Genomic DNA, 23145 nt, shown 5'->3' with positions numbered 1-23145 from the left:
GACAACCGCCAGGCAACGCATCGGCAAATCTCCGACGTTCCCAGCAGCAGATGCCGGTCGGGGCGCCGACCAGGGCGGTTCGGTCGTGATGAGCGCTGTCTGCGCGATCGCCGAATCACCGCCTCAGCGGCGGGCTTCCATTCACAGGTCTCGGCGATGACTCTCTGTTTCGCTGCCCTGCCTCAGGCGCCTTCGAGGATCTGCGCCAGCCTCTCGGTGTCGGCGAGGTAGCGCTCATAAGGGAAGTCCGCCCTGAGCAGGCCCTCGCGCAGCTCGTCGTACAGCGGCTTGCCGCTGTCGTGGAACGCCTTCCGGCCCGCCTCGGTCGTCTCGACCAAACGCCGCCGCGCGTGCTCCGGATCGACGCGCACCTGCACGAGCCCAGCGGCCTCCAGCGGGCGCAACGCGCGGCTGACCGCCGGGTCGGAGACCGACATCGCCTGCGCCAGGCGGTGCTGCGTCGCGGGCTCGATCTCCTCCAGCGTGCCGAGGAGCCGTATCTGGCTGTAACTCAGGCCCGCCGCGTCGTCGGTCCGTCTCCGGGTGGCCTCGCCGAGGAGGTACACCACGCGGTGCAGCAGGTCTGCGAGCCCGTCGTCCATGAGACGAGCCTACCAGAAGTGTTGCGCGGTTAAAATTAACCATGCAAGATTCGAACCATGGACACCGTGACCTACACCCTCAAGTCCGCATTTCCCCTCTTCTGGATCCTGCTGGCCGTGGCTGGCGCGTTCGTCCGCACCCGCCGCAGCCCCTCGCAGCGAGCCGCGCTACAAACCTGGCAACGCTGGTGGGCCGTCGCCGCCCTCGGTTGCAGCAGTCTCTGGATGACGGCGGCCTTCCTCATCGGACCCGACACCATGGCCGACGCCATCGGCTTCACCCGCAGCCCGTTCCAATTCGAGATCGCCTTCGCGAACCTGGCGCTGGCCGTCATGGCCTTCCGAGCAGCCTCGCGCTCTGCCACCCCCCGCGAACGCCTCACCATCGGTATCGTCGCCGGCATGTTCCTCTGGGGCGCGGCCATCGGCCACGTCTACCAGTGGTTCGCCCACGCCGACCACCAACCGGGCAACACCGGCGGCGTGCTGGCGACCGACATCCTGCTCCCGGCGGTCATGATCTTCCTGGCCTGGCGCGAGCAGCGGCTGCCGGCTGCTGAGGCGGTTGCGCCGCCGGTACGGGCACAGCTCGCGAAGCACGCGTGACGAAGGACTAAGAACTTAAGGACTAAAGACTGAGGCGGCGCCCGCAAAGCCTGTTAAGGCGCGGGCGCCGCCGTCAGCGCGTCTTGGCCGCTCACTCGAACTCTGTCGAACAGTGTCAGCCGTTGGATTCACGCAATTTCGGAGAGAATGGCCAAACCTCCGTGAAGGCATCCCGCGGCACACCAGGCGGCAGAGCGTTGGAGATCGAGATGTACGCCTCGCCCCACGGCAACGTGACCCGCCAATCATCGAACTGGTCCAGATCAGAGTTGCAGTAGCGCACCAGCAGCTTGATCAACTGACGCATCTCATCGTCACTGAGCCGTTCCGTAAGCTCCTCCGCCATGGTCACATGATCCCACTAGCGAGGGCCGCCGCAATGACCGGCCCATCACAGACCCCCGCTTCATAAATCTATGGATCACTTGGTAGTAAAAGGGCGTTTCTCCCCAGCAAGTCACCAAAGATCTTGGATGATCTTGATCGACATGTGTATGCCCGGAACCACCTTTCGGTCCGGGCGTCATTCACTGATGCTGGAGGATCCATGCGTCCTGTTTTCCGTTCACGAACACGCGTGCTGGCCCTGGGGCTCGCACTGACAGCGACTGCCGCCCTTTCGCCCATGGGCTCCGCGAGCGCAGCGAACTCCTACGAGTGGGCCGCCCTGGGCGACTCCTACACCGCCGGCGGCTTCGTCGGAGACCCCCTGCCGGCCCTGGGCGACGCATCACGCGACGGCTGCGACCGCACCACCAACGCCTACCCCGACGTCGTCGACCGCGAGCTCGCCGAATTCCCGCCCGGCAAGCCCGTCCACCTGACCAACGTCAGCTGCGGCAACGCGACAATCGCCGACATCGCGACGGCGAAGCAGAAGCCGATCAGCCCGGTCCAACCGCCCGCCGACGGCTGGCCCGCAGTGGACACACAAATCCAGCGAGCTCACCTCACCACCAACACCGACGTCGTCACCATCGGCGTCGGCGGCAACAGCCTGCCCTTCGGCGGCATGCTCCTCACCTGCCTCCAGCAAGGCGCAATCGGCAAGTCCTGCCGCGACCACTTCACCAATCCCCCCGCCGGCGAGGAAAGCGTCCAAGAAAAGCTCGCCCGCGTCCAGGACGAGTACATCGAAATGCTGGCCCACGTCCACCAGGCCGCCCCCAACGCCAAGGTGATCACCGTCGGCTACCCCGCAGTACTGCCCGAAGCAGGCACCACCTGCACCAAGTTCAGCCTCACCCAAGTCGGCTCCATCAACGCCAGCGACATCGACTGGCTCCGCGAAGACGTCCTCAAGCAACTGAACAACACCATCGAGCGCGTCTCCAACTTCTTCGGCGACCGCTACGTCGACATCTACTCCTCCAGCATCGGCCACGACGCCTGCCAGCCCGCAGGCACGAAGTGGGTCGAAGGCATCTGCGGCGACGCCGCTGACTACTGGCCATCCAGCCTCCCCGGAACCCTGCTGAACTGCACCCTCCTCAAAAAGCGCATCACCCTGGTCCACCCCAACGCAGCCGGCTACGCCAACACCGCCGCGCACGTGGAACGAGCCATCCGCATCGCCCTGCTCGAAAGCTGATTTGCCGGGGAAGCGAATCAGGGCCGGTGCTGTCTGTTGGTAGGACGGTACCGGTCCTGGCGATCCCCAACGGAGCTGATCTTGCGGTGCTTGAACACCACTGCCGGGCGTGCCAGCTGAGGCAGCACCAAGTCGAACAGACGTCCACGCCGTCCGGCGCAGGAAGCCGGCGTTCGCCGGTCACGAGCCGACCCCCAGCATCACAGTGACAACACGACCACGACATGGATCACTGACATGGATCACTCGAACTCGTTGCGCGGGTCGGCAACGATATCGAGAAGGGTCTGGATCTCGCTGGTGGCGGGAAATTCGTCGCGGAGATGCCAGCGAACCCGCTGCTCGCACCACGCCGCGACACAGTCCTGATCAGCCTGCGAGATCGTCATGGCTTCAGGCTATGCGGTGCCGTGGAGACACCTGCCATTGGCACATTTGCAGAATCGGCGATGCCAGGGCTTCACACACGCGGCCAGCCATAGGCCAATCGGTTCGTTCTTGAAATTTCTGGAGATCGCCCCAGCAAAGAGAGATCATCCCCCTCTTGATCGTTAGCAGGCACCCGGCTGCCCGACCCCCCGCGCAGATATCTATTAAGGAGCTGATTGCGGATCGCGGAGGAGTCGCGAGCTGAGGACGAAACCGGCTCAGCCGCTACTCAAGTGGCTTACCGATCGACCGTCGGCGATCAGCGACTTCGGCTGTATAGCGCTCCCACTCGTCGAGGAAGTCGTCGTACTCTGCCAGGCCATCGCGGCGAGTCAGCTCACCAACCCAGTTCCGCGTCATCCGCGAGTAGGTGCGTCCACGCGACGTGCGAAGCCACACGCTTGCCGCTTCGCGGCTTTCGCCGTCGAGAACCAGGTTGAACTGATACAGGCGCTGGGAGCACAGGCGGGAGTCCCGAATCAGAGTCGCCTCGTCTTTGCTGCTGCGTCTGAGCTCCCACGGGACGCCAGAGGGTGATCGGTACGTTTCGGCCGGGTCAGCCTGGCTGAACGGTGCCAACGGGTGGGCCGGCGATGGGACCAGCGGCTTGTCGGGGTCCGGCTTGTCGAACCAGATGCCCCGTGCGATGGCTTCGACGAACTGATCGTGGAAGCTGAACAGGTAGTGCTGGTGGGTATCGAGCAGAGGCGTCCGGTAGTGGTGGTTCTCGTAGGCGTCGCGTTCGGCGAGCCACGGCGAGTCGGTGACCTCGAACACCCACTCTCTGGTCGCCACCGGCGCGGTGAGCGGAACGTTTCGTGGATACGGCAGGTGCTCCCCGCGTGACCCGCGAACAGCATCGAGATCCTCGAACGTCACCCGCCCCAGGCCGCCTTCGTCAGGAAGCAGAGAGAAGTAGATGGCGTTCGGCGGGTAGTCCTCGTCATCGGGGAACAACGGAAGATGGCCGAATGCCAGCCGTGGGGACAGCACCGAGTCAGCCTTCATCGGAACAGTGAGCGGACGAGCACTTGGGAACATGCGCGGAAGGGTACGTCAGCACGCCGCATCGGCTCACCATGGTTTCTGCGCTACGCAGCCTCGGCGACGAAGGCGGAGACGATACCGCTCAAGCTGGTCGATGAAGACCGGGCCGCGACTCGTCGGGCTTCTTCGCAACCCTGTACTACACCGGGCTGCGGCCGAGTGAAGTACTCGCGCTGCGGCTTCAGGACTGCACGCTTCCAAATTACGAGTCGCCCTTGGCCAAACGGCCCCATGATCTTCGCCCTGCCTGCCTGTCCCCCTGGCTGAACGCGGGTATCACCGCACCGCAAGTCGCCGAGTGGGCCGGCCACAGCGTCGAGATGCTGCTCAGCACCTACGCCAAGTGCATCGACGGCCAAGAGGAACTCGCACGCAAGCGCATCGAGGCGGCTTTGGAGTGGAGCGAGCCGGAGGCGGATGAGGACGCCTGATCGGGCCGACACTTCACCACGTATTCGCCACAGACAGCACCAAACCACGATCCAAAGCGAGTTTGGATGAGACCCGGCGTTCGAACACCCGTGGACGCAAAAACGGCCCTGACCTGGCGGTCGGGGCCGTTACCTGCTTGCGCGAACACCCCGGAGGATGTTCTTTGTGGAGCTTAGGGGACTTGAACCCCTGACCTTTTGTCTGCCAGACAAATGCTCTACCAACTGAGCTAAAGCCCCATCTGGTCCCCCGGCGAGATCTTCCGATCGATCTTGCTGATCTCCCCGGCGGGCGTTGCCTATATTAGCCAGACCTGGGGCGGGAAGGGAAATCGATTCGCGACCTGGGGTTTTTGGGTGGGGTTCGGGGGTGGGGTGGGGGTCGGTGGGTGGCGGGTTGCGGCGGTGTGGGGGCCGGCGGCGGCACTGGGGGTGGTGCGGGTGTTTTGGGCCGGGGTGGCGGAGAAGTATTCGGATGTGCGGATCATCGTGCCGGGTGTGGGTGGGTGACTGCTGTTCGGTGCGGTGGGTCTGTTGGCGGTGGGGTTGGTGGGGTTGGTGCGGCGGGTGTGGATCGGGTTGTTCCAAACCGGGGTGTGGGGGTGGGTGGGGGCGCGTGCGCGGGCGTGTGCAAGCCGGACGTCAAGTGAACGGCAAGCGGGATGGCAACCGGGGGTGGAAGCACTCTTGTGCAGACGGAACGGCCGAGGTCAGTTGCGGTTCGCTTGCCACCTGGGCGGTTGCTGGCCGGACAGCGGAGTCGTGGTCGGGGTGCCGTTTGCGGCTAGGCGCCGTGTCGGGGGGCCTACTCCGGGGGCGCGGGGGTGTTTGACGGGAGGAGGGGCGATGAGCCCGCAGTGTCAGGACCAGGACTGGGTCAAGAGCAGTTTCAGTGGTGGCACGGTCGACAGCGTGGAGGTGCAGCTGGTCGATGGTGAACGGGGGGTCGAGGCCCGGGTTCGTAGTAGTCGACAACCTGATGGGCCGGTGCTGGTGTTCGATCGTGCCGGCTGGGAGGCCTTCGAGCTGGGTGTGTTCAATGGCGAATTCACCATGCCGCGCTAGGAGAGGGTCGGGAGCGGGTCGGGAGGGGGCTTGGGAGTAGAGCGAGGGGAAGGCTGAGGACGTGGCGCGGCCCGGGCGGAGGTCATCCGTCCGGGCCGCGCGGCGTTCGGGGGTGTGGTGCGGGGGGTGTGGTGGCGGAGCGGGTCAGGCGGTGAGGGTGGGCTGTGCCTGAGCGGCGGGCGTGGTGGCGTCGGGTCCCGGGGCGTCCATGTGGTGGATGAAGGTCGCGGGGCGGACGGTGAACTGGCGCTGGACCGGGGCGGCGTCAGGGCCGCCGTTCATGTGGTGGATGAAGGTCGCGTCGTGGATGACGTACTGCGCCTGCGGCTGGTGCTGAACCTGCTGAACCTGCTGAGCGGGTGCGGTGCCGCGGGTGGCGGCCGAGGCCTGGGTGGAGGCACCGCTGATAATGATCAAACCTGCCGCCAGGGTGGCGACAGGTGCGGATATCCGCTTCACGCAACGACTCCTATTCGTTCAGAATGAACTTTCGCGCCATGGTCGTTTTCGCCATGAATCGCGCGTATGGTGCTGGGATATTTGCGTTACGGGCAGGAATGAGCACAAGGCCAGGTCAGGCACCATCGCCTACTTGACCATAGGGCAATCCTAGTGAGCCCTTCTCGGGAAATCCAAATGAAGAAATTCTCATTTCTTGCATTGTTTGGCCACGGCGTGCGGGATTCCCCCGACTGCCGCGGGTTTGATTCAGTGATCATTCGGGGAGGCCAGGCCAGGGCAATGTCCCGAGGTTTTCCACCGCCGGAGGATCATTCCGGCGGCCATGACGTGCGGGGTGTGGGGAATGGCTTTGCGGATCAACGTGGCGGCGCAGCGGCGACTACGAGAGATCCAATCGCAGCTGTTGCTGGCCAGGCGGGCGGCCGAGCTCTCGCAGGTGGCGCTGTCCAGCTTGGCGGGGGTGTCGAACCGGGCGTTGCAGGACTGGGAGCGGGGATCGGACGCGCCGAATCTGGATCACCTCATCAGTTGGGCGCGGGAATTGGGATTCCGGTTGGTGATCACGGAATCCCCGGGGGCGAGTCCGCCGCTGCCGCCGGTGGAGCCCGGTGACGGGGAGACGTGGGAGGCATGTGAAATGCGGCGGCTGGCGATGCCGTTGCGGGCCCAGCGCATGATTCGGAAACTTACACAAACAGATCTTGGCTTGTTGCTCGGGGTGAGCAGATCATCCCTGCAGCGCTGGGAAGATGTGCAAATGTTTCCGCGGTCGATCGCATTGATCGTCTGGGCCGACCGCCTGGGCTGCCGGGTGGAATTGGAGCCTGTTGCCTCCTAGCGGACGCCATTTGGCAGGAACCGCCTCTGGAGTCCGATAAGCGGCGGTGCGACCATTGGTGGCAGAGCGACGTCCTGCAAGTGCACGAGGGGGGCACCCATGCAGTACAACGTGCTCGGTCCGGTCGGCCTCGTCCTCGAAGATCGTTTCGAGGAGGCCGGTACGACCAAGGAACAGGCCGTATTGGCGATTCTGCTCATGGAACGCGGTCGCGCGGTCTCCGCGCGGACGCTCGCCGACCGGCTGTGGGACGAGCACCCACCGGAGAAGTTCAAAGCCACGCTCCAGGCCTACATCTCCCGGTTACGCCGGCGGCTGCGCGAGGCCGGGCATCAGGCCGAGGTCATCACCAGCAGCCGGGCCGGATACCGGATGGACGTCCCGGCCGGCGCGGTCGACGTCCACCGCTTCGATCTCCTGGTGTCGCAGGCGCAGGCCCGCGCCGGGGCTGATCCGCAGTCGGCCAGGAAGTTGTTCCGGCAGGCGGAGACGCTCTGGACCGGCGAGCCCCTGGCCGGTCTGGCGGGAGTGTGGGCGGACACCGTTCGCAGGGTCCTGACCGACAAGCTCCGGACCGCCGTGCTTCGGCGCATCGAGCTGGACCTGCGCAGTGGCGGCAGTGCCGACGACGCGGTGGCGGAGCTCACGGAGCTGTCGTCCGGCCGGATCGACCAGCGGGTCACGGAACTGCTGATGACCGCCCTGGACGGGGCCGGGCGTCCCGGCGACGCGCTGGCGCTGTACCGGGAGGTCCGGGAGCGGCTGCGTTCCGAGACCGGGACCGACCCGCGCCCTGAGTTGCGGATGCTGCACCAGCGGCTGCTCAACGGGACAACGTCGCAGCGCCCGCTCGCAGCCGGAGCAGCCGGGGCGGCCGGAGCAGGCGGCGCGGCCGGAACACCAGGAGCGACCGGCGCCCCGACCCCCGTCGACACCCTCGATCCCGACCCGCCCCACGTGGCCGGGCGCGAGGAGGACCTGGCCGCCCTGGTCGACGCCGTGACCGCGGACCTGCGGCCCGGGACGCGCGGCGCGCTGTTCGCGGTCGACGGCCTGGCCGGCATCGGCAAGACGACGCTCGCCGTGCACGCCGCGCATCGGCTGCGCTCGCGCTGTCCCGACGGCTCGTTGCAGATCAATCTGCACACCCACGACCCGCATCTCCCGCCGGTGGATCCACGCCAGGCGCTGACCCAGTTGCTGGAAGCGGTCGGGACGCCGTGGCGGCAGCTGGGCCGGGCGGACACGCTTCCGGCGCTGGCCGCCCTCTGGCGCAAGCGGACGAGCGGCCGCCGGTACCTGATCGTCCTCGACGACGCCCAGGACACGGCCCAGATCGAGCCGTTGATCCCGGCGGCGGCCGGCACGATCGTGCTCGTCACCTCCCGGCGGCGCCTGACCGGGCCCTCCGGGATCCGGCAGCGCACGCTCGGTCCGCTGCCCGACGCGGCGGCGACCGAGATCCTGGCGCACATCACGGACCGCACGCTGGCCGACGACGACGACCTGGCCCGGTTCACCCGGAGCTGCGGCGGCCTGGCGCTGGCCATCACGGTGGCCGCCGGGCATCTGCGCAGCCGGCCGGTGTGGACGGTCGGCGACCTGGTCGCGCGGTTGTCGACGACCTCGCGGGCGCTGGCCGAGGATCCGCTGACCGGCCCGATCCACACCGCGTTCGCGATGTCGTTCCAGGCGTTGAGCGCCCCGCTGCGCGATCTGCTGCGCTACATCGCCGCGCATCCCGGCCCGGACATCGGCTTGCCGGCCGCGGCCGCGATGTCGCGCGGCGAGCCGGCCGACACCGACGTCCGCCTGGACGCGCTGGTGGACCACCGGCTCCTGGACCACACCAGTTCGCACCGCTATCGGCTCCACGACCTGCTGCGCCAATACATCCTGGCGCAGGCCGGCGAGGAGGAGCTCCAGGACAACCAGCAGGGTGTCGACCGGGCCATCGCGTTCTACGAGGCGGCGAGCGCCCGGGCCGATCACGCCCTGCACCCGCGCCGTCGGGCGCTGGCCTACCCGGCGGCTTCGGCGCCGTTGGAGGGGGTTCGTCTGGACACCGCCGAGCAGGCGCGGACGTGGCTGGACGACGAGCAGCTCAATCTCGCCGCGGTGACGGGGTGGGCGGCGCAGGCGGGGCGGCGGGGCCAGATCGGGCTGCTCCCCCATGTCCTCGCGCAGCATCTGGATCGCAGGGGCCTGTGGCAGCAGGCGTTGCAGAGCATTGAGCCGATGATCGACGTTCCGGTGACAGAGACCGAGACCGAGACAGAGGCCGAGACAGAAACAGAGACAGAGACGGAACCAAAGGCGGAAACGGAAGCGGAAACGACTGTCGCAGCTGACGCCGAAGCCGACGCCGTCAGAGCGCGTTTACTCACCGACCAGGCAGGCATGTTCATCAGGACCGACGAGTTGGAGAAGGCGCTGCGGGCCGGGCACGCCGCCTTGGCCATCTGGGACGTCCTCGGCGACCGCTACGGCCAGGCCGACACCCACTTCCAGATCGGCCGCGCACACTACGTCGCGGAGGACCACGACCAGGCGGTCCGCGCCTACAGCACCGCCGCGGCGCTGTACGAAAGCCTCGGCGATGCGAGCCGGGTGGCGGTGACCGAGAACCTCTGGGCCGTCGCGACCTTCTTCCAGGGCCACCACGACCAGGCCTTCACCCGCGCCAACCAAGCATTGGCGATCGCCCGACGGCAGAACGACCTGGCAGTGATCTGCGATGTCCTGATCAACCTGGGCGAGCTGCACCGGCGCGTCGATCACCATCATGAGGCGCTGGCCTGTTTCCAGGAGGCGCACACGCTGTCCGGAACGCTCGGCGATCCGTTGATCACCGCCGTGCTGGGCAACAACATCGGAGCCGTGTACGAGCACGCCGGGGACCACGTCCGGGCCCTGGTCTCGTGCCAGGCGGCGTTGCAGGGGTTCCGGGCGCTCGGCGACCATCGCAGCGAGATCGACAGCCTCATCCTGGTGGCGTCGGCGCACACCCATCTCGCGGACCACCCGGCGGCGTTCGAGGCTCTGCGGCTCGCGGCCGAGCTGGCGCAGCAGACCCACGACCAGCGGCGTCAGTGCGAGGTGCATCTGGCAGTGGGCAGCACGCATCTGGCGGTCGGCGACACGTCCCAGGCGATCGCGGCGTACAACGCGGCGCTGGGCGTCGCGCGCCAAGCGGCGGCGTTGTTGGAGCAGACGCAGGCGCATCGTGCGCTGAGTGAGCTGTTCACGAGGCTGCGCAAGCTCGGGCTGGCCCAGGAGCACCGGCAACAGGCGGAGGCGATCGATCGGCGGCTGGTGTAGCGGTGTGAGTAGGCCGTATGCGTTCGACCCGCCCTTGACGTGCCCAGCGTTGCTACGCTGTGCGCTCCGGACCGTAAAGTCCCGAGTTTCGAGGAGTTGACGCGCATGAGCGCGGGTGGCAGTACCAGGGCCGTTTTGGCGGCCTTGGGAGCCAATGCGGGCATCGCGGTGAGCAAGTTCGTCGCGTTCGCCTTTTCCGGATCCGCGTCGATGCTCGCCGAGGGCGTGCACTCGATCGCCGACTCCGGGAACCAGATCCTGCTGCTGATCGGCGGCAAGCAGGCGAAGAAGAAGCCTGATCCGGAGCATCCGTTCGGCTACGGCCGGGAGCGGTTCGTCTACGCGTTCCTGGTCTCGGTGGTGCTGTTCAGCCTCGGAGGGTTGTTCGCCCTGTACGAGGGGTGGCACAAGATCGTCCATCCGCGCCCGGTCGACGACTGGTACTGGGCCGCCGGTGTCCTGGTGTTCGCCGCGGTGCTGGAGGGCAGCTCGTTCCGGACGGCGGTGAAGGCGGCCGAGGGGCTGCGCAAGGGCCGCTCGTGGATCGGGTTCATCCGCCACGCCACGACCCCGGAGCTGCCGGTGGTGCTTCTGGAGGACTCCGGCGCGCTGCTCGGGCTGGCCCTGGCGTTGTTCGGGGTGCTGACGTCGGTGGCCACCGGCGACGGCCGCTGGGACGGCGTGGGCACGGTCGGCATCGGACTGCTGCTGGTGACGGCCGCGCTGGTGCTCGCGGTGGAGATGAAGAGTCTGCTGATCGGCGAGGGCGCCGGACGGCGGGACGTGGCGGCGATCCGGCAGGCCGTGGTCGACGGCGGCACGGTCCTGGACGTGATCCACCTGCGGACCATGTATCTGGGCCCGGAGGAGCTGCTGGTCACGGTCAAGGTCGCGGTGCCGGACGACGACTCGGCGGGGCAGGTCGCCAAGGCGATCGACGCCGCGGAGGTGCGGATCCGCGCCGCGGTGCCGGAGGCGAAGGTGATCTACATCGAGCCGGATGTGCGACGGCCGGGGCCGCTGCCGGAGATCACGGGCTAGAAGCGTTAGAAGGTCCAGAAGCGCTAAAAGCGCTAAGCGCTAGAAGTCAGAAGGCAGTAGGTACCGAACGGTCGGGTGCTGGGCTCTGGACAGTGGCGCTCGTTCGCTACAACGGCTCTTTCGACCACTGCCAGTTGTTCCTCTGACGCGTCCACGCGAGGCGCGGCCACACCACGAACACGCCCAGCACCCACAGCGGCACCGCAAAAGCCGTCGCGAACGTCACGGCGTAGTTGTGCGCGAGGCTGGCCACCACCGCGATGAACAGTCCGAAGCCGGACAGCAGGTACGCCGGCACCATGCGCTCATGTTCCACCAGGAAGTACGTCAGGAACAGCCCTGCCACCGCCTCGAGTGCCACGGTGACGGCCAGACCGATCAGGAACCCGGCGTCATCGTTGCTGACGTGCCGGGCAGGGCTGTCGCTGGTGGCCACGTCGCCGTTCCCCTCCGTGCGGATGACGGCGCACCGGCCGTGCCACAGGATCGCCGTGACCGAGTCTCCGATGTCGGGTGCGAGGTAGGGCTTGACGTCGGTGGCGATCGGCGCGCCGCCGGCCAAGGTCAGCGTGACCGTCGCGATGCGGTTCTTGCCCGCGGTCACCCGAACCGCCGCCACGACCGCCGGGACCTCGGCCTTGCATGAATCAGCACGCTGAGCAACCGTCGTGCGCTCATTCGCGGTACCGGTGCACAGCGGCGCGGCGTCGAAGCGTAGCTTGTCGTCGTTGGCACTCTTCAAGGTGAAGGCGGCCCAGACCATCGCCATCGCCAGCGCTCCGGCGAGGACCGCGAAGACGCGGCCGATGCGGCGAGCGGAATCCGGCGTTATGGCCTGTTGCTTCCTTGCCATGCGCACTCCCCGTTTTTCCCGCCACTGGCACAACTACTGCGTGCTCAGTAGCCGTCGGCCGAAATCACGTTCGCTGTCCGGCCGATCGCACGTACTTCAGCATACTGATTGGGCTTCGATCCTCTATCGCCGCTCGTAAATGAGCAACGGGCACGCTTCCGCTCTGGCCCATTAAAGCCAAAGCATTGACACAACAGGCGTCGTTCACCAGACTCTCGCGGCGACGGCCGGCACATCCGTCCCGGACCACCTCCGGGGCGATCTGCCATTCCGCCCCACCGGGCGGACCGTTTTCGATGAGGACGATGTGACCTCTCTCGCCACCGCACCCGCCCCTCCCCGTCTCGCTCTCGCGCCGCCGGTGGACCTCAACGGCCACGGCCACTATCTGCACTGGGGCATCCTCCAGGTCTCCGTCGCCAACCTGGTCGTGGTCGCGGTCATCGCGGTCGCGTTCGTGCTGGCGTTGATCGTGCCGTTCCCGCGGCCGAGGGGACGGGGCGGACGATGACCGAGCAGTTCGCCGGGCCGACCCAAGAACCCGTCCAAGAACCCAGCCAAGAAGCCACCCCCGGCCCGGACTCCGGCGGCTGGACCGGTGCCCTGCGCCGCCGCCTCTTCGAGGCCCTGCCTCCGGAGCGCCTCCTCCCCGACACCCAGCCCGCGTATGTCGCCTCCTGGGCCTACGTCTTCGGCGTCCTGACCCTGACCGCGTTCCTGACCGTCGTCGCCACCGGTGCCGTGCTGGCGCTCAAGGGCGCGGCCTGGTGGCACGTGTCCGGCACCGGACACTACGTCAATAGCCTGCATCTGTGGTCGGTGGAGCTGTTCATGACGTTCATGTCGGTGCACCTGATCGCCAAGTTCTTCATGGCGGCCTGGCGCGGCAAGCGTGCCATGACCTGGATCACCGGGGTCGTGGCGCTCGGCTGCTCGGCCTTCACCGCGCTGACCGGCTACCTGATCCAGCAGAACTTCGACTCGCAGTGGATCGCGACGCAGGCCAAGGACGGGCTGAACTCGATCGGGGTCGGCGCCTACTTCAACACCATGGACTTCGGCCAGATGATCGTGTGGCACGTGGCGCTGCTGCCACTCGTCGTGTCCGTCATCGTCGTCTGGCACATCCTGCTCGTGCGCCGACGCGGCGTCGTACCGCCGCTCCCCTTGCCCGGCAGCGCTCCTCGCCACGTCTCGGAAACCGCCGCGGAAGCGGAGGTGTCAGCATGAGGCTCCGTACCCGCCGCCTTGGAAGCACCGAACCGGACCCGTACTCGTTCGGCTCCCGTCCCTACGACCTCGTCAAAGAGTTCGTCCTCGCCCTGGCAGCCGTCGTGGTGCTCACCGTCGCGCTGGCCGCCGTCTTCTCCTCTCCGGACGTGAAGCCGATGACGATCGCCTCCTGGGCGAACGCCGATCCGGGCGACTTCACGACGACCGCCCTCGCCGAGCTGGACGGCTCCAGCGACACCGCCGGCTACGGGCCGCCCTACAACACCGCGTCGGACGGGCAGAAGCTCGGTCCGTTGGCGCTGGCGAAGGCGGCGGGCGTCACGCATCCGATCGACACCGCCGAAGCCTTCGTCGTGCGGCCGTTGGAGTCGGTACCGCAAAGCCCTGTGGTCGCCGACGCGCTCCACACGTGGACTTCCGCCGGCCCCGACCAGCAGACGAAGTGGACGGACGCCTACTCCGACGCCCTGACCAAGGCCGACGGCGACCTGTCGAAGATCGCGCCGGGTGACTACGGTCCAGTGCCGACGATGCTGGCCGGGCTGACCTACCAGGCGCAGAACGGCTCGCTGGACAGCGAGCTGCTCGCGGAAGGCGGCTCGGGAAGCGGCTCCGAGAGCAGCTTCTACCATTCCGACTACACGCTGCCGCTGTCGTTCCTGGCCGACGGCAGCGACCTGTCCGCACAGGCGGAGACCCAGCATCTGACCGGTACCCAGTGGGGCATGATGAACGAGGTCGGCGACTTCCCAGGACAGGTATGGCTGGCGCCGTTCACGTTCTGGTACCAGATCTCACCGTACAAGACCTCTGACAACGGCGACGTCCTGGTCTGGGGCACGATGGCGGTCCTCAGCGCGATCCTGCTGTTCCTGCCGTTCATCCCCGGCCTCAGGTCGATTCCGCGGTTCGTCCCCGTTTATCGGCTCATCTGGCGTGACCACTATCGATCGCAGGCGGAGCAGGAATAGTCGAATCCCAAAGGCCGGAAGGCGCCATCGCGTTACCGATCAAGGTCGCGGTCTTGGGAGCGATGTCCTGTTCGCTGCCGATGAGGACCTCCGTGGTGATCGGCCTGGTCTTGGCGGACAGGTAGCTCTCCGTGGAGCGCGGGATCTCGTCCCGGTCGGTGTACAGGAGTGGGGCGTTCCAGTGAGCGGCGACCGCGCTGCCGGACAACGCGTCCGGCCAGTCGTGGCCATAAGTGATGACCGCCTTGGTGGGCTGGCTGACGAAACGCTCAGCGACGGCAACGGCGGTGGCGGCGTGGGTCGGAGCCGTGATGGCGGTGAAGTCGGCGGCGGGCCGCCACGTGCGGTGCGCCGCCGGCAACGCGGTGGCTGCGCCGCCGCCGATGGCGTAGAGCTTGGTCGCACGGGGGTCGACAGGGTCCAGGTAGGCCGCCGTGGCGGGCGGCATCTTGGTGCCGTCGGTCAGGACGACGACAGCCCCGTGGCGCGCGGGCTGCGCAGCGGTTGGCGAAGCGGATGCCGAGGCCGGCAACACGCCATCAGCTTGTTCGGCGCGAGCCTCGGTAGTGCCGAGCGTGCCTGCCGCCGCGCTCGCGGCGAGGGCGTCGTGGAAGTCGGAACCAGAGACGACAAGGATGCTGGACGGCATCAGGCCCCGGGAGATCGTCTGCGCGATCTGGACCGCCGTCTGATATCGATCGTGCCCTGCGATACGGACAGGCACGAAGCCCGCCGCTCGCACGCCGTCCTCAACAGGCTGCGACAGCGCGTCGGGACCACCGAGCAAGTAGACGGTCGCACCAGGAGCGAGAATACGGCGCAGTTCGGCGGTTGCCGCGTCGCCCAGGCGCGCAGTGGGCGTCAACAGCAACGGACCCCCGGACTGCGCCGCCAATGCCGCGCCGCCGAGCGCGTCAGCGTATCCGTCGTCCCGGGACAACACGGCCGACCTGGCCTGGTCGCGCCCGAGAGTGGCACACCCCGCGCAGTCGAAGGCGCGCTGCGAGACAGCGGCGGCCGTCGCGTCGCGGTCCCAACCGGCGAGGCGTTCGACTGTGCCGCGGTTCGCGGTTCCGACATCGATCCAGTCGCGGTCGATCGACAGGGTCACACCGCCCCAGGTCTCCTGGCGGTCTCCGTCCGACTGGTGCACCCGCTGGTGGTTGTTCCACTGGGTGGACTGGACGCTGGGGTCGTCGACCGTGTCGGCGCCGTTCCAATTGGCGATGTCCACCACATCGGGGGAATCCGCACCGTAGACCCGGGAAAGGTCGCGGATCCCGGAATCCGAACTCGAATACCAGCCGGAGCGGTAGCCCAGGCGGTGCAGCTCGGCGGTCCAGCCGCGCGAGTAGGCCAGGACCTGGGTGCGGTAGGTGCCCGGGTAGCCCTCCATGTCGTAGTAGAGGACGCTTCCGGCGGGGAATCCGAGGCCGGATGCCAAGCGCACGGCGTCATCGGCCTCGGTCAGCGCGCGAGCGTACGCCGCGTCCGTGGACAGGCCGTCGAAATCGCTGAGATGCGGCTGGTCGGCGGCGGCCGGATCGGCGGCAGCCTTCTGATCACCAGGCTTCTGGCCGGCCGGCTTCACACCAGCAGGCTTCACACCAGTCGGCTTCTGAGCAGTCGGCTTCTGAGCAGTCGGCTTCTTGGCCATCGCACCGGGCTTCGCCTTGGGTGGCGTGTTCTTCGCGTTGCCCTTCGGCTTGTCCGCATCCTTGGCCTTCACATCGGTCCCACCGGACGGATACCAAGCCTGGCTGCCGACATAGATCGGCAGGAACCGCCAGCCTTTCGCGGCCTGTCGGTGCACCCACGAAGGTGTGAGGTTCTGACTGTTCTCTGCGCGACAGCCGGTCGCATAACGAGGACCGCCGAGATACACGCCGATGGCGCGATACGGCGATTGCAGCCAGGCATCCATCTCCGAGTTGCTCGGCGCCCAGCAGGGATCGAATCCGGGCCCTGAATAGGCCGTCGACACGGTCACCGGTTCTGGATCGACCGCTCCGACGGCCGGCAGTGCCGTTCCGGCGGCCAACGCCACCAACGAACAGCACACCAACCACCGCAGGGCCCGCGAGCCAGCCACGATTGCCACCCACCACCATCCGTGTCGTCATCGGTCAGTTGGACCACCGGGCACAGTAGCCAACCACGTGACGATTTGGACTATTTGGTGTTATTCAGGGTGAAGGACGGCGAAGCTAGCAAAATGAGATCCCAGTCAGGGGCACATCCAGCCACCGGTGCGCTCCGCGACCGGCTTCGCACATTGGTCGTCCGATGAGCCGCCCAAGTAGTCCTGATGGCCGGAGTTAGACGTCGGCGGTCTCGTCGGACCGCCCCCGCCGGATGTCGCCGCGGCGGTGACGGCGACCGCCGCCCCGACCAGGGCGACCGTGGCGCCGACGAGTACGACGCGCCGCCGCGCGGGCTTGATCCGTGCAATCACCGAAGGACTCCCCGAATGTGGCGATCGGCCGACGGCTCGCTGTGCCGGCCGGCCGGGACGGCCACAGTAAAGCACCACCGGAGCAGGCGTGTCAGGGAACGATGAAAGCTGACGCTCGACCCGGGGCCTACCGCCCCGACCCTACTTTCACCGTTCATAGCGCCATCACCCACCGGAAGTCGCGCGTTCGGCCCATGTCGGAACGGTCTTGGCGGCCCGTCACTTCGACCCCTTGAGGACCGCCCAGTGACCGTATTCCGCACGTTCCGCCAGCAGCGCAGCATCCGTCTCTTCCTCGCCGCCGCCGTGGCGCCGGTACTGGCCGCCGCCGTGGTGGCCGCCCCGTCCGCGCGCGCCGCGGCTTCGGACGACATCCGGATCAACGAGGTGGTGAGCACCGGCAACGTCAACGACTCGATCGAGCTCTACAACAAGGGCGCGGCGGCCGTCGACGTGTCCGGGTGGATCCTGAAGGACAACAACAACAGCTCGAAGTTCAAGATCGCGGCCGGGACGACGATCCTGCCCGGCGGGTTCAAGGCGTTCGACGTGCACGGGTCGTTCGGGCTGGGTTCGAGTGACAGCGCGCGGTTGTATCTGGCCGACGGGTCCACGCTGGTCGACAGCTTCACGTGGACGCAGCACTCGAATGTGTCGTGGTCGCGCTGCTCGGACGGCACGGGTGCGTTCAAGCAGTCGGCGGCGGTCAGCCTGGACGCGCCGAATGTGTGCGGCGCCCCGGCGGCGGTGGCTTGGCCCGGCGGGAGCGCGGTGAGCACGGCGGACGCGGCGAACGTGTTCGGCACGGATCTCAGTGGCCTGTATCAAGAAGGTTCCGTGTTGTGGGGCGCCCAGAACAGCGGGTCGCTGTGGCGCCTGGTGCCGAACGGGTCCGGGGGCTGGACGCCGGACACAGCGAACGGCTGGGGCGCGGGCAAGGCGCTGCACTTCCCGGGCGGTTCGGGGACGCCGGACGACGAGGGCGTGACGCTGACGGGCTCCGGGTCGGTCTCCGGCGGGGTGTTCGTGTCCACCGAGCGGGACGCCAACGCGTCGGGGACCAGCCGGTTGTCGGTGCTGCGCTACGACGTGACCGGCTCCGGCACCTCGCTGAGTGCGACGCGGGAGTGGAATCTGACCTCTGATCTGCCGGCCGTGGACTCGAACCTGGGGCTGGAGGGCATCACCTGGGTTCCGGACTCGGCGCTGACCGCGGGCGGTTTCAAGGACGTGTCGACCGGCGCGGCCTACGACCCCGCGCGCTACGGCGCCCACACCGGCGGCGTGTTCTTCGTCGGCGTCGAGGCGACCGGGATGGTGTACGGCTACGTGCTGCTGGAGGCGGGCGGGTTCACGCGCGTGGCCGCGTTCAGCACGGGGATGCCGGCCGTGATGGAGCTCCAGTTCGAGCCGCAGACGTCGCGCTTGTGGGCGGTCTGCGACAACACGTGCAGCGGCCAGCACCGCACGCTCCGGATCGACGCCACCGGGGTATTCGGCGTGACGGCCGTCTACAACCGGCCGTCGGGCATGTCGAACTACAACAACGAGGGCTTCTCGCTGGCCGGCGCCGACCAGTGCGTCGGCGGCACGAAGCCCGTGTACTGGTCCGACGACAGCAATGACGGCAGCCACGCTCTCCGCAAGGGCACCGTCAACTGCTGACGACGTGACGGCGTCACGGTCGCGACGTCGCGACCGTGACGCCACGACGAGTGACGACATGACCGCCGCCCTGCGCCCTACGTGCTACGTGCTACGTGCTCGACCGTCCGGCATACCAGCGTTCGAGGTCGGCCGGACTCACCCGCAGGGCGGCGGCCAGTTTGTCCCTCGGCACCGGCTCCGGCCCGGAGACCGCCATGTTCAGCACGGCCTGGAGCATGGAGTTGACCACGCTGCGGGCTTTGACCAGCGATTCCAGGGCGCTCTCGTAGCCGCCCTGGTCCACCGACCGCAGGATCATCGGCAGGCCGACGTTGACCAGGCCGGTGAGGCGGCCGCGCAGCTCCGGGTCGAGCTCGCCGGGCAGCGAGACCCGGCCGTCGGCGTGGACCTCGGCCAGGGCCGCGCCGTCCTTCTCCCGGACCATGGCGCGGACCTTCCGGTACGCGTCGTGCCGCAGTGAGAACGACGGCACGTCCCCGGGCGGGGAGAAGTTGTGTTCGGCGAAGTCCTGCAGGCGTGACACCAGCGCCAACGCGTAGTCCTTCAGCGCGTCGAGGTCGTTCAGCGGTTTCGGGGTCACAGCGTCCACCGCCGCGGTGGTCCATAGGGTCGCTCCAGCAGCGGCGTACACCGGGTCCGGATGCGCGATGCGAATGTCGTACTCAACCCGCTCCGGGTGGAACCGTCGAGCCATGTCCAAAGGCTCGCCGAGCATTGTGAAGTCCGGGGGTGTTTCGGGCTAAGGCCGGATGTTCGAGGCGCGATTTAGCCACTCGCGAGCCGCGGTGGCGCTCGGGATCCCGGATCCCCGCGTTGGGCCGTCCGAGGGCTGCGAGGTGTCGAGGCGGACGGACGCGGGAACCCGAGGGCCGTGAGCACCGGACACGGCATCAGGGGGTTGCGCTGAACGCCGCGCGCCCGGAGCCGGAGGCCGCCGGGCCGGTGCTGCCGCGGATCGCGCGGCTCTTGGCGCCCTATCGCGGTCCGCTGTCGTTGGTGGCGCTGGCGGTGGTGGTGTCGGCGGCGCTGACCTCGATCGCGCCGTTCCTGACCCGCGCGGTGTTCGACAAAGCGCTGTTCCCGCCGGGCGGCCCGCCGGACCTGCGGCTGTTGACGTGGCTCGTGCTGGGCCTGATCGCGATCCCGGTGGTTTCGGCGGCGATCGGCATCGGCCAGAACTATCTGACGGCGAAGGTCGGCAACGAGGCGATGGCCGATCTGCGCGGCGAGTTGTTCGCACATTTGCAGACGATGGAGCTGGCGTTCTTCACGTCGACGAAGACCGGGGCGATCCAGTCCCGGCTGGCCAACGACGTCAACGGCGTGCGCACGGTGTTGACCAGCACCGCGACCACCATCCTGGCGAACGTCGTGACGGTCGGGGCGGCGCTGGTGTCGATGGTGCTGCCGTCGTGGCAGCTCACGGTCATCACGCTGATCCTGCTGCCGTTGTTCGTGGTGGTGCAGATCCGGGTCGGGCGGCGCCGGCAGCGGCTGGCGCGGCGGACGCAGGAGTCGCTGGCGGAGATGACGGCGATCACCGAGGAGTCGCTGTCGGTCTCGGGGATCCTGCTGGCCAAGGTGTTCGACCGCGCGGACGCCGAGACGCGCCGCTACCGGCGGGAGAACCGGCGGCAGACGCGGTTGCAGGTGAAGGCCGCGATGGCCGGGCAGAGCTTCTTCGCGCTGGTGGGGACGTTCTTCGCGATCACGCCGGCGATCATCTACTTCGCGGCCGGGCAGATGCTGGACGACAGCGTGGGCGGACTGACGGCGGGCACCGTGATCGCGTTCACGACGTTGCAGGCCCGGCTTCAGGGCCCGCTGATGCAGCTGATGCGCGTCACGCTGGACGTGCAGACGTCGCTGGCGTTGTTCCGGCGGATCTTCGAGTATCTCGACCTGGAGCCGGCGATCACCGAGCGGCCGGACGCGGTCGTGCTGGACCCGGCGGCAGCGCGCGGCGAGGTGGAGCTGCGGGGAGTGTGGTTCCGGTATCCGGCGCCGCGGCCGTTGCTGGACGTGCCGTCGGGGCGCTCCGGGCGGCGCGGCGGGCCCGGGCCTGGGCCGGTCGACAACGCGCCCGCCGACGCGCCTGCCAACGAGCCTGCCGATGCACCTGCCAACGAGCCGGACGACGCACCCGCACCGGATCCCGCCCGCTGGATCCTGACCGACCTCAGCCTGCGCGTCCGGCCCGGACAGTTCGCCGCGATCGTCGGCCCCTCGGGGTCGGGCAAGACCACGACGACGTATCTGGTCCCGCGCTTCTACGACGTCGACCGCGGCGCGTGCCTGCTGGACGGCATCGATGTCCGGGACCTCACCCTCAGCTCGCTGGCGCAGACCGTCGGCATGGTGACGCAGGAGCCGTATCTGTTCCACGGCACCATCCGCGAGAACATCGCCTACGCGCGCCCGGACGCCGGCCCCGAGCAGATCGAGCAGGCGGCCCGGGACGCGAACATCCACGACCGGATCATGAGTTTCGAGCTGGGCTACGACACGGTGACCGGGGAGCGCGGCTACCGGCTGTCCGGCGGGGAGAAGCAGCGGCTGGCGATCGCCCGGGTGCTGCTGATGAATCCTCGGGTGCTGATCCTCGACGAGGCGACGTCGGCGCTGGACACCGAGACCGAGCGGCTGGTGCAGGAGGCGCTGGCGCGGGCCGCGCGGGACCGCACGACCATCGCGATCGCGCACCGGCTGTCCACGATCATGGCCGCCGACGTCATCTTCGCGCTGGAGGGCGGCCGGCTGGTCGAGTCCGGCACGCATGCCGAGCTGCTGGCCCGGCGGGGCCTGTACTGGCGGCTGTACACCGAGCAGTTCGGCGGCGGCAAGGTCGAGGGCCATTTCGCCGACGGCGTCGTCTACACCGACGGCACGGTGTTGTGCGACCGCGGGCCGCACCGGCACAGCGACTTGTGCGTGTAGGCCGACTGTGACCTCGGCCACCTCCGGGCCGGAACGAGTCACAACCGGCGTTCGGGCGACGTCTCCTGGCTGTGAGTACGATGCACCGACTCCGACAGCGGGTGTTCCCGGACCACTGGACCGTGTGGCTGGGCCAGATCGTCGTGTACGCCTTCGTCCTGACCATGCTCAGCGGGTTCTACCTGGTGTGGTACTACGAGCCCTCGATCGGGCGGACTACCTATCAGGGTTCGTACACCCCGCTGGCCGGCGCGGAGATGTCCCGCGCCTACGCCTCGATGCTGAACCTGTCCTTCTCCGTGCGGGCCGGGCTGCTGGTCCGCCAGATCCACCACTGGGCCTCGCTGGTGATGATCGCGGCGCTGCTGCTGCATCTGCTGCGGATCTTCTTCACCGGCGCCTTCCGGGCGCCGCGGACCAACAGCTGGCTCCTGCTGTTCGGGATCCTCACCGCCGCCATGGGCGCCGGGTTCACCGGCGCGGTGCTGCCCGACGACCTGCTGTCCGGGACCAGCCTGGCCATCATGGACGGCACCTTGAAGGCGATCCCGCTCGTCGGCCCGAACCTGTCGTCGATCGTGTTCGACGGCGGGTATCCGGGCGATCCGCTCCGGCTGTTCTATCCGCTGCACATCGTCGTGCTGCCGCTGGTCCTGGTCGGCCTGCTGGTCCTGCACGGCCGCGAGGCGCTGCGCCACCGGCCGGCGCAGTTCGCGGGGCCGGGCCGCACCGAGGACAACGTGGTCGGGCTGCCGTTCCAGGTGATGGCGGTCAAGAGCGCCGGGCTGTGCCTGCTGGTCGCCGGACTGGTGACGGTGATCGCCGGCACGGTGCAGGTGAACCCGGTGTGGAAGTACGGGCCCTTCAACCCCGGCGACGCCAGCGCCGGCGCCGCGCCGTTGTGGTACCTGGGTTTCCTGGACGGCGGACTGCGCCTGATCCCGCCGGGGTGGGAGTTCGTGTGGCTGGGCCGCACCTGGACGCTCGCGGTCCTGATCCCGGTCGGCGTGGTCACGCTGTTCCTGACGGCGTTCGCGCTGTTCCCCTTCATCGAACGCTGGCTCACCGGCGACCGGCGCGAGCACCACATCCTGGAGCGGCCGCGGAACAACCCGGCGCGGACCGCGATCGGGGTCGCCGGGATGACGTTCTACGGCGTGCTGTGGGCCACGGCGTCGGCGGACACCGTGGCGACGCACTTCCACCTGTCGGTGGAGGACGTGCTGCACGCGTTCCAGGTGCTGGTGCTCGCCGGACCGGTCGTGGCGTTCGACGTCACGCGCCGGATCTGCCTGGGCCTGCAACGCCGGGACCGCGACATCGCCCTGCACGGCCGCGAGTCGGGCGTGATCGTGGCCACCGAGGACGGCGGGTTCGCGGAGGTCCATCAGGCTGCTGATCCGGCGGAGCAGTGGCTGCGGGCCTCCTTCGAGGAGCACACCCCGCTGGAATCGGGCCACGGGCCGCGAGCGGTGCTGTCGCGGGCGTTGTACGGGGACCACGTGGACCCGCTGGTGCCGGCCGGGGGACGGACGGTGCTGACCGCTCCGCCCGGCGACGACCCGCCCCAGCCGCACTCCCCCGACTGACGCCGG

At 68.2% G+C, this 23145-nt stretch carries 21 protein-coding genes, 1 tRNA gene and 1 pseudogene; 13 read left to right on the top strand and 10 right to left on the bottom strand.

Features of this window, described 5'->3' with window-relative positions:
- Positions 1–182: 182 nt before the first annotated feature.
- Positions 183–602 (bottom strand): MarR family winged helix-turn-helix transcriptional regulator, encoded by a 420-nt coding sequence (locus ABD481_RS06245; protein WP_344664554.1) that lies wholly within the window; start codon positions 600–602, stop codon positions 183–185.
- A gap of 57 nt (positions 603–659) precedes the next feature.
- On the opposite strand from ABD481_RS06245, the gene ABD481_RS06240 reads away from it, so the two are divergent.
- On the top strand, positions 660–1208 hold the full coding sequence (locus ABD481_RS06240; protein ID WP_344664553.1) for a DUF6790 family protein: 549 nt from the start codon (positions 660–662) through the stop codon (positions 1206–1208).
- 115 nt (positions 1209–1323) lie between these two features.
- On the opposite strand, the gene ABD481_RS06235 is transcribed toward ABD481_RS06240, so the two are convergent.
- Positions 1324–1554: a hypothetical protein gene (locus ABD481_RS06235; protein ID WP_344664552.1), complete on the bottom strand. Its 231-nt coding sequence runs from the start codon at positions 1552–1554 to the stop codon at positions 1324–1326.
- 231 nt (positions 1555–1785) lie between these two features.
- On the opposite strand from ABD481_RS06235, the gene ABD481_RS06230 reads away from it, so the two are divergent.
- A complete protein-coding gene (locus tag ABD481_RS06230; protein ID WP_344664551.1) occupies positions 1786–2799 on the top strand; it encodes an SGNH/GDSL hydrolase family protein in 1014 nt (337 codons plus the stop codon).
- Positions 2800–3041: 242 nt separating this feature from the next.
- Here ABD481_RS06230 and ABD481_RS06225 read toward each other — a convergent pair whose 3' ends face one another.
- Together ABD481_RS06225 and ABD481_RS06220 are read right to left on the bottom strand one after the other, a co-directional pair.
- Complete coding sequence (locus ABD481_RS06225; RefSeq protein WP_344664550.1) at positions 3042–3188, bottom strand: hypothetical protein; 147 nt, start codon at positions 3186–3188, stop codon at positions 3042–3044.
- A gap of 265 nt (positions 3189–3453) precedes the next feature.
- Entirely contained in the window at positions 3454–4236 is a 783-nt protein-coding gene (locus ABD481_RS06220; RefSeq protein WP_344664549.1) for a hypothetical protein, read from the bottom strand.
- A 248-nt stretch (positions 4237–4484) separates the two neighbouring features.
- On the opposite strand from ABD481_RS06220, the pseudogene ABD481_RS06215 reads away from it, so the two are divergent.
- Positions 4485–4706, top strand: a pseudogene (locus ABD481_RS06215) (integrase); the annotation flags it as partial.
- A 167-nt stretch (positions 4707–4873) separates the two neighbouring features.
- Here the strand turns inward: ABD481_RS06215 and ABD481_RS06210 are convergent.
- Positions 4874–4946: transfer RNA gene (locus tag ABD481_RS06210), tRNA-Ala, on the bottom strand.
- 606 nt (positions 4947–5552) lie between these two features.
- Between ABD481_RS06210 and ABD481_RS06205 the strand changes: the two genes are divergently transcribed.
- Positions 5553–5771: a DUF397 domain-containing protein gene (locus ABD481_RS06205; protein ID WP_344664548.1), complete on the top strand. Its 219-nt coding sequence runs from the start codon at positions 5553–5555 to the stop codon at positions 5769–5771.
- Between the two features lie 144 nt (positions 5772–5915).
- On the opposite strand, the gene ABD481_RS06200 is transcribed toward ABD481_RS06205, so the two are convergent.
- Entirely contained in the window at positions 5916–6230 is a 315-nt protein-coding gene (locus ABD481_RS06200) for a hypothetical protein (RefSeq protein ID WP_344664547.1), read from the bottom strand.
- A gap of 346 nt (positions 6231–6576) precedes the next feature.
- Here ABD481_RS06200 and ABD481_RS06195 point away from each other — a divergent pair, with 346 nt between their 5' ends.
- From ABD481_RS06195 to ABD481_RS06185, 3 genes are all read left to right on the top strand, one after another.
- The gene (locus tag ABD481_RS06195) at positions 6577–7071 is read left to right on the top strand and encodes a helix-turn-helix domain-containing protein (RefSeq protein WP_344664546.1); all 495 of its coding nucleotides are present in this window, start codon (positions 6577–6579) and stop codon (positions 7069–7071) included.
- Between the two features lie 99 nt (positions 7072–7170).
- Positions 7171–10392, top strand: coding sequence for an AfsR/SARP family transcriptional regulator (locus ABD481_RS06190; protein WP_344664545.1), 3222 nt, complete (start codon positions 7171–7173; stop codon positions 10390–10392).
- Between the two features lie 105 nt (positions 10393–10497).
- Entirely contained in the window at positions 10498–11433 is a 936-nt protein-coding gene (locus ABD481_RS06185; RefSeq protein WP_344664544.1) for a cation diffusion facilitator family transporter, read from the top strand.
- Between the two features lie 106 nt (positions 11434–11539).
- On the opposite strand, the gene ABD481_RS06180 is transcribed toward ABD481_RS06185, so the two are convergent.
- Positions 11540–12286 (bottom strand): hypothetical protein, encoded by a 747-nt coding sequence (locus ABD481_RS06180; RefSeq protein ID WP_344664543.1) that lies wholly within the window; start codon positions 12284–12286, stop codon positions 11540–11542.
- 307 nt (positions 12287–12593) lie between these two features.
- On the opposite strand from ABD481_RS06180, the gene ABD481_RS06175 reads away from it, so the two are divergent.
- Genes ABD481_RS06175 through ABD481_RS06165 form a run of 3 tightly spaced genes read left to right on the top strand, consistent with a single transcriptional unit; the run spans position 12594 to position 14490 of the window.
- On the top strand, positions 12594–12797 hold the full coding sequence (locus ABD481_RS06175; protein WP_344664542.1) for a hypothetical protein: 204 nt from the start codon (positions 12594–12596) through the stop codon (positions 12795–12797).
- Entirely contained in the window at positions 12794–13516 is a 723-nt protein-coding gene (locus tag ABD481_RS06170) for a cytochrome b N-terminal domain-containing protein (RefSeq protein ID WP_344664541.1), read from the top strand. Before ABD481_RS06175 ends, ABD481_RS06170 begins: the two co-directional genes overlap by 4 nt.
- Positions 13513–14490 carry a hypothetical protein gene (locus ABD481_RS06165; protein WP_344664540.1) on the top strand — a complete coding sequence of 326 codons (978 nt, stop codon included), beginning with the start codon at positions 13513–13515 and terminating at the stop codon, positions 14488–14490. The genes ABD481_RS06170 and ABD481_RS06165 overlap by 4 nt, the downstream gene beginning before the upstream one ends.
- On the opposite strand, the gene ABD481_RS06160 is transcribed toward ABD481_RS06165, so the two are convergent.
- Together ABD481_RS06160 and ABD481_RS06155 are read right to left on the bottom strand one after the other, a co-directional pair.
- Complete coding sequence (locus tag ABD481_RS06160; protein ID WP_344664539.1) at positions 14447–16591, bottom strand: glycoside hydrolase domain-containing protein; 2145 nt, start codon at positions 16589–16591, stop codon at positions 14447–14449. The genes ABD481_RS06165 and ABD481_RS06160 overlap by 44 nt on opposite strands.
- A 126-nt stretch (positions 16592–16717) precedes the next feature.
- Positions 16718–16945: a hypothetical protein gene (locus ABD481_RS06155; protein WP_344664538.1), complete on the bottom strand. Its 228-nt coding sequence runs from the start codon at positions 16943–16945 to the stop codon at positions 16718–16720.
- A gap of 246 nt (positions 16946–17191) precedes the next feature.
- Between ABD481_RS06155 and ABD481_RS06150 the strand changes: the two genes are divergently transcribed.
- Positions 17192–18610: a lamin tail domain-containing protein gene (locus tag ABD481_RS06150; RefSeq protein WP_344664537.1), complete on the top strand. Its 1419-nt coding sequence runs from the start codon at positions 17192–17194 to the stop codon at positions 18608–18610.
- Between the two features lie 91 nt (positions 18611–18701).
- On the opposite strand, the gene ABD481_RS06145 is transcribed toward ABD481_RS06150, so the two are convergent.
- Positions 18702–19307, bottom strand: coding sequence for a hypothetical protein (locus tag ABD481_RS06145; RefSeq protein WP_344664536.1), 606 nt, complete (start codon positions 19305–19307; stop codon positions 18702–18704).
- Between the two features lie 272 nt (positions 19308–19579).
- Between ABD481_RS06145 and ABD481_RS06140 the strand changes: the two genes are divergently transcribed.
- Both ABD481_RS06140 and qcrB read left to right on the top strand, forming a co-directional pair.
- Positions 19580–21550, top strand: coding sequence for an ABC transporter ATP-binding protein (locus ABD481_RS06140; RefSeq protein ID WP_344664535.1), 1971 nt, complete (start codon positions 19580–19582; stop codon positions 21548–21550).
- Between the two features lie 65 nt (positions 21551–21615).
- The gene (gene qcrB, locus ABD481_RS06135) at positions 21616–23139 is read left to right on the top strand and encodes a cytochrome bc1 complex cytochrome b subunit (RefSeq protein ID WP_486323362.1); all 1524 of its coding nucleotides are present in this window, start codon (positions 21616–21618) and stop codon (positions 23137–23139) included.
- Positions 23140–23145: the final 6 nt, after the last annotated feature.

This window comes from Catenulispora yoronensis (assembly GCF_039531695.1).
Classification (GTDB): Bacteria; Actinomycetota; Actinomycetes; order Streptomycetales; family Catenulisporaceae; genus Catenulispora; species Catenulispora yoronensis.
Note: the sequence above shows the minus strand (reverse complement) of the source record. Positions and strands in the feature narration are given on the sequence as shown.

What these genes read in the sequence shown, in the direction of transcription:
- ABD481_RS06245 (WP_344664554.1), bottom strand. Translation starts at nt 602, where the DNA reads ATGGACGACGGGCTCGCAGACCTGCTGCACCGCGTGGTGTACCTCCTC.
- ABD481_RS06240 (WP_344664553.1), top strand. Translation starts at nt 660, where the DNA reads ATGGACACCGTGACCTACACCCTCAAGTCCGCATTTCCCCTCTTCTGG.
- ABD481_RS06235 (WP_344664552.1), bottom strand. Translation starts at nt 1,554, where the DNA reads ATGGCGGAGGAGCTTACGGAACGGCTCAGTGACGATGAGATGCGTCAG.
- ABD481_RS06225 (WP_344664550.1), bottom strand. Translation starts at nt 3,188, where the DNA reads ATGACGATCTCGCAGGCTGATCAGGACTGTGTCGCGGCGTGGTGCGAG.
- ABD481_RS06220 (WP_344664549.1), bottom strand. Translation starts at nt 4,236, where the DNA reads ATGAAGGCTGACTCGGTGCTGTCCCCACGGCTGGCATTCGGCCATCTT.
- ABD481_RS06205 (WP_344664548.1), top strand. Translation starts at nt 5,553, where the DNA reads ATGAGCCCGCAGTGTCAGGACCAGGACTGGGTCAAGAGCAGTTTCAGT.
- ABD481_RS06195 (WP_344664546.1), top strand. Translation starts at nt 6,577, where the DNA reads ATGGCTTTGCGGATCAACGTGGCGGCGCAGCGGCGACTACGAGAGATC.
- ABD481_RS06190 (WP_344664545.1), top strand. Translation starts at nt 7,171, where the DNA reads ATGCAGTACAACGTGCTCGGTCCGGTCGGCCTCGTCCTCGAAGATCGT.
- ABD481_RS06185 (WP_344664544.1), top strand. Translation starts at nt 10,498, where the DNA reads ATGAGCGCGGGTGGCAGTACCAGGGCCGTTTTGGCGGCCTTGGGAGCC.
- ABD481_RS06180 (WP_344664543.1), bottom strand. Translation starts at nt 12,286, where the DNA reads ATGGCAAGGAAGCAACAGGCCATAACGCCGGATTCCGCTCGCCGCATC.
- ABD481_RS06170 (WP_344664541.1), top strand. Translation starts at nt 12,794, where the DNA reads ATGACCGAGCAGTTCGCCGGGCCGACCCAAGAACCCGTCCAAGAACCC.
- ABD481_RS06165 (WP_344664540.1), top strand. Translation starts at nt 13,513, where the DNA reads ATGAGGCTCCGTACCCGCCGCCTTGGAAGCACCGAACCGGACCCGTAC.
- ABD481_RS06145 (WP_344664536.1), bottom strand. Translation starts at nt 19,307, where the DNA reads ATGGCTCGACGGTTCCACCCGGAGCGGGTTGAGTACGACATTCGCATC.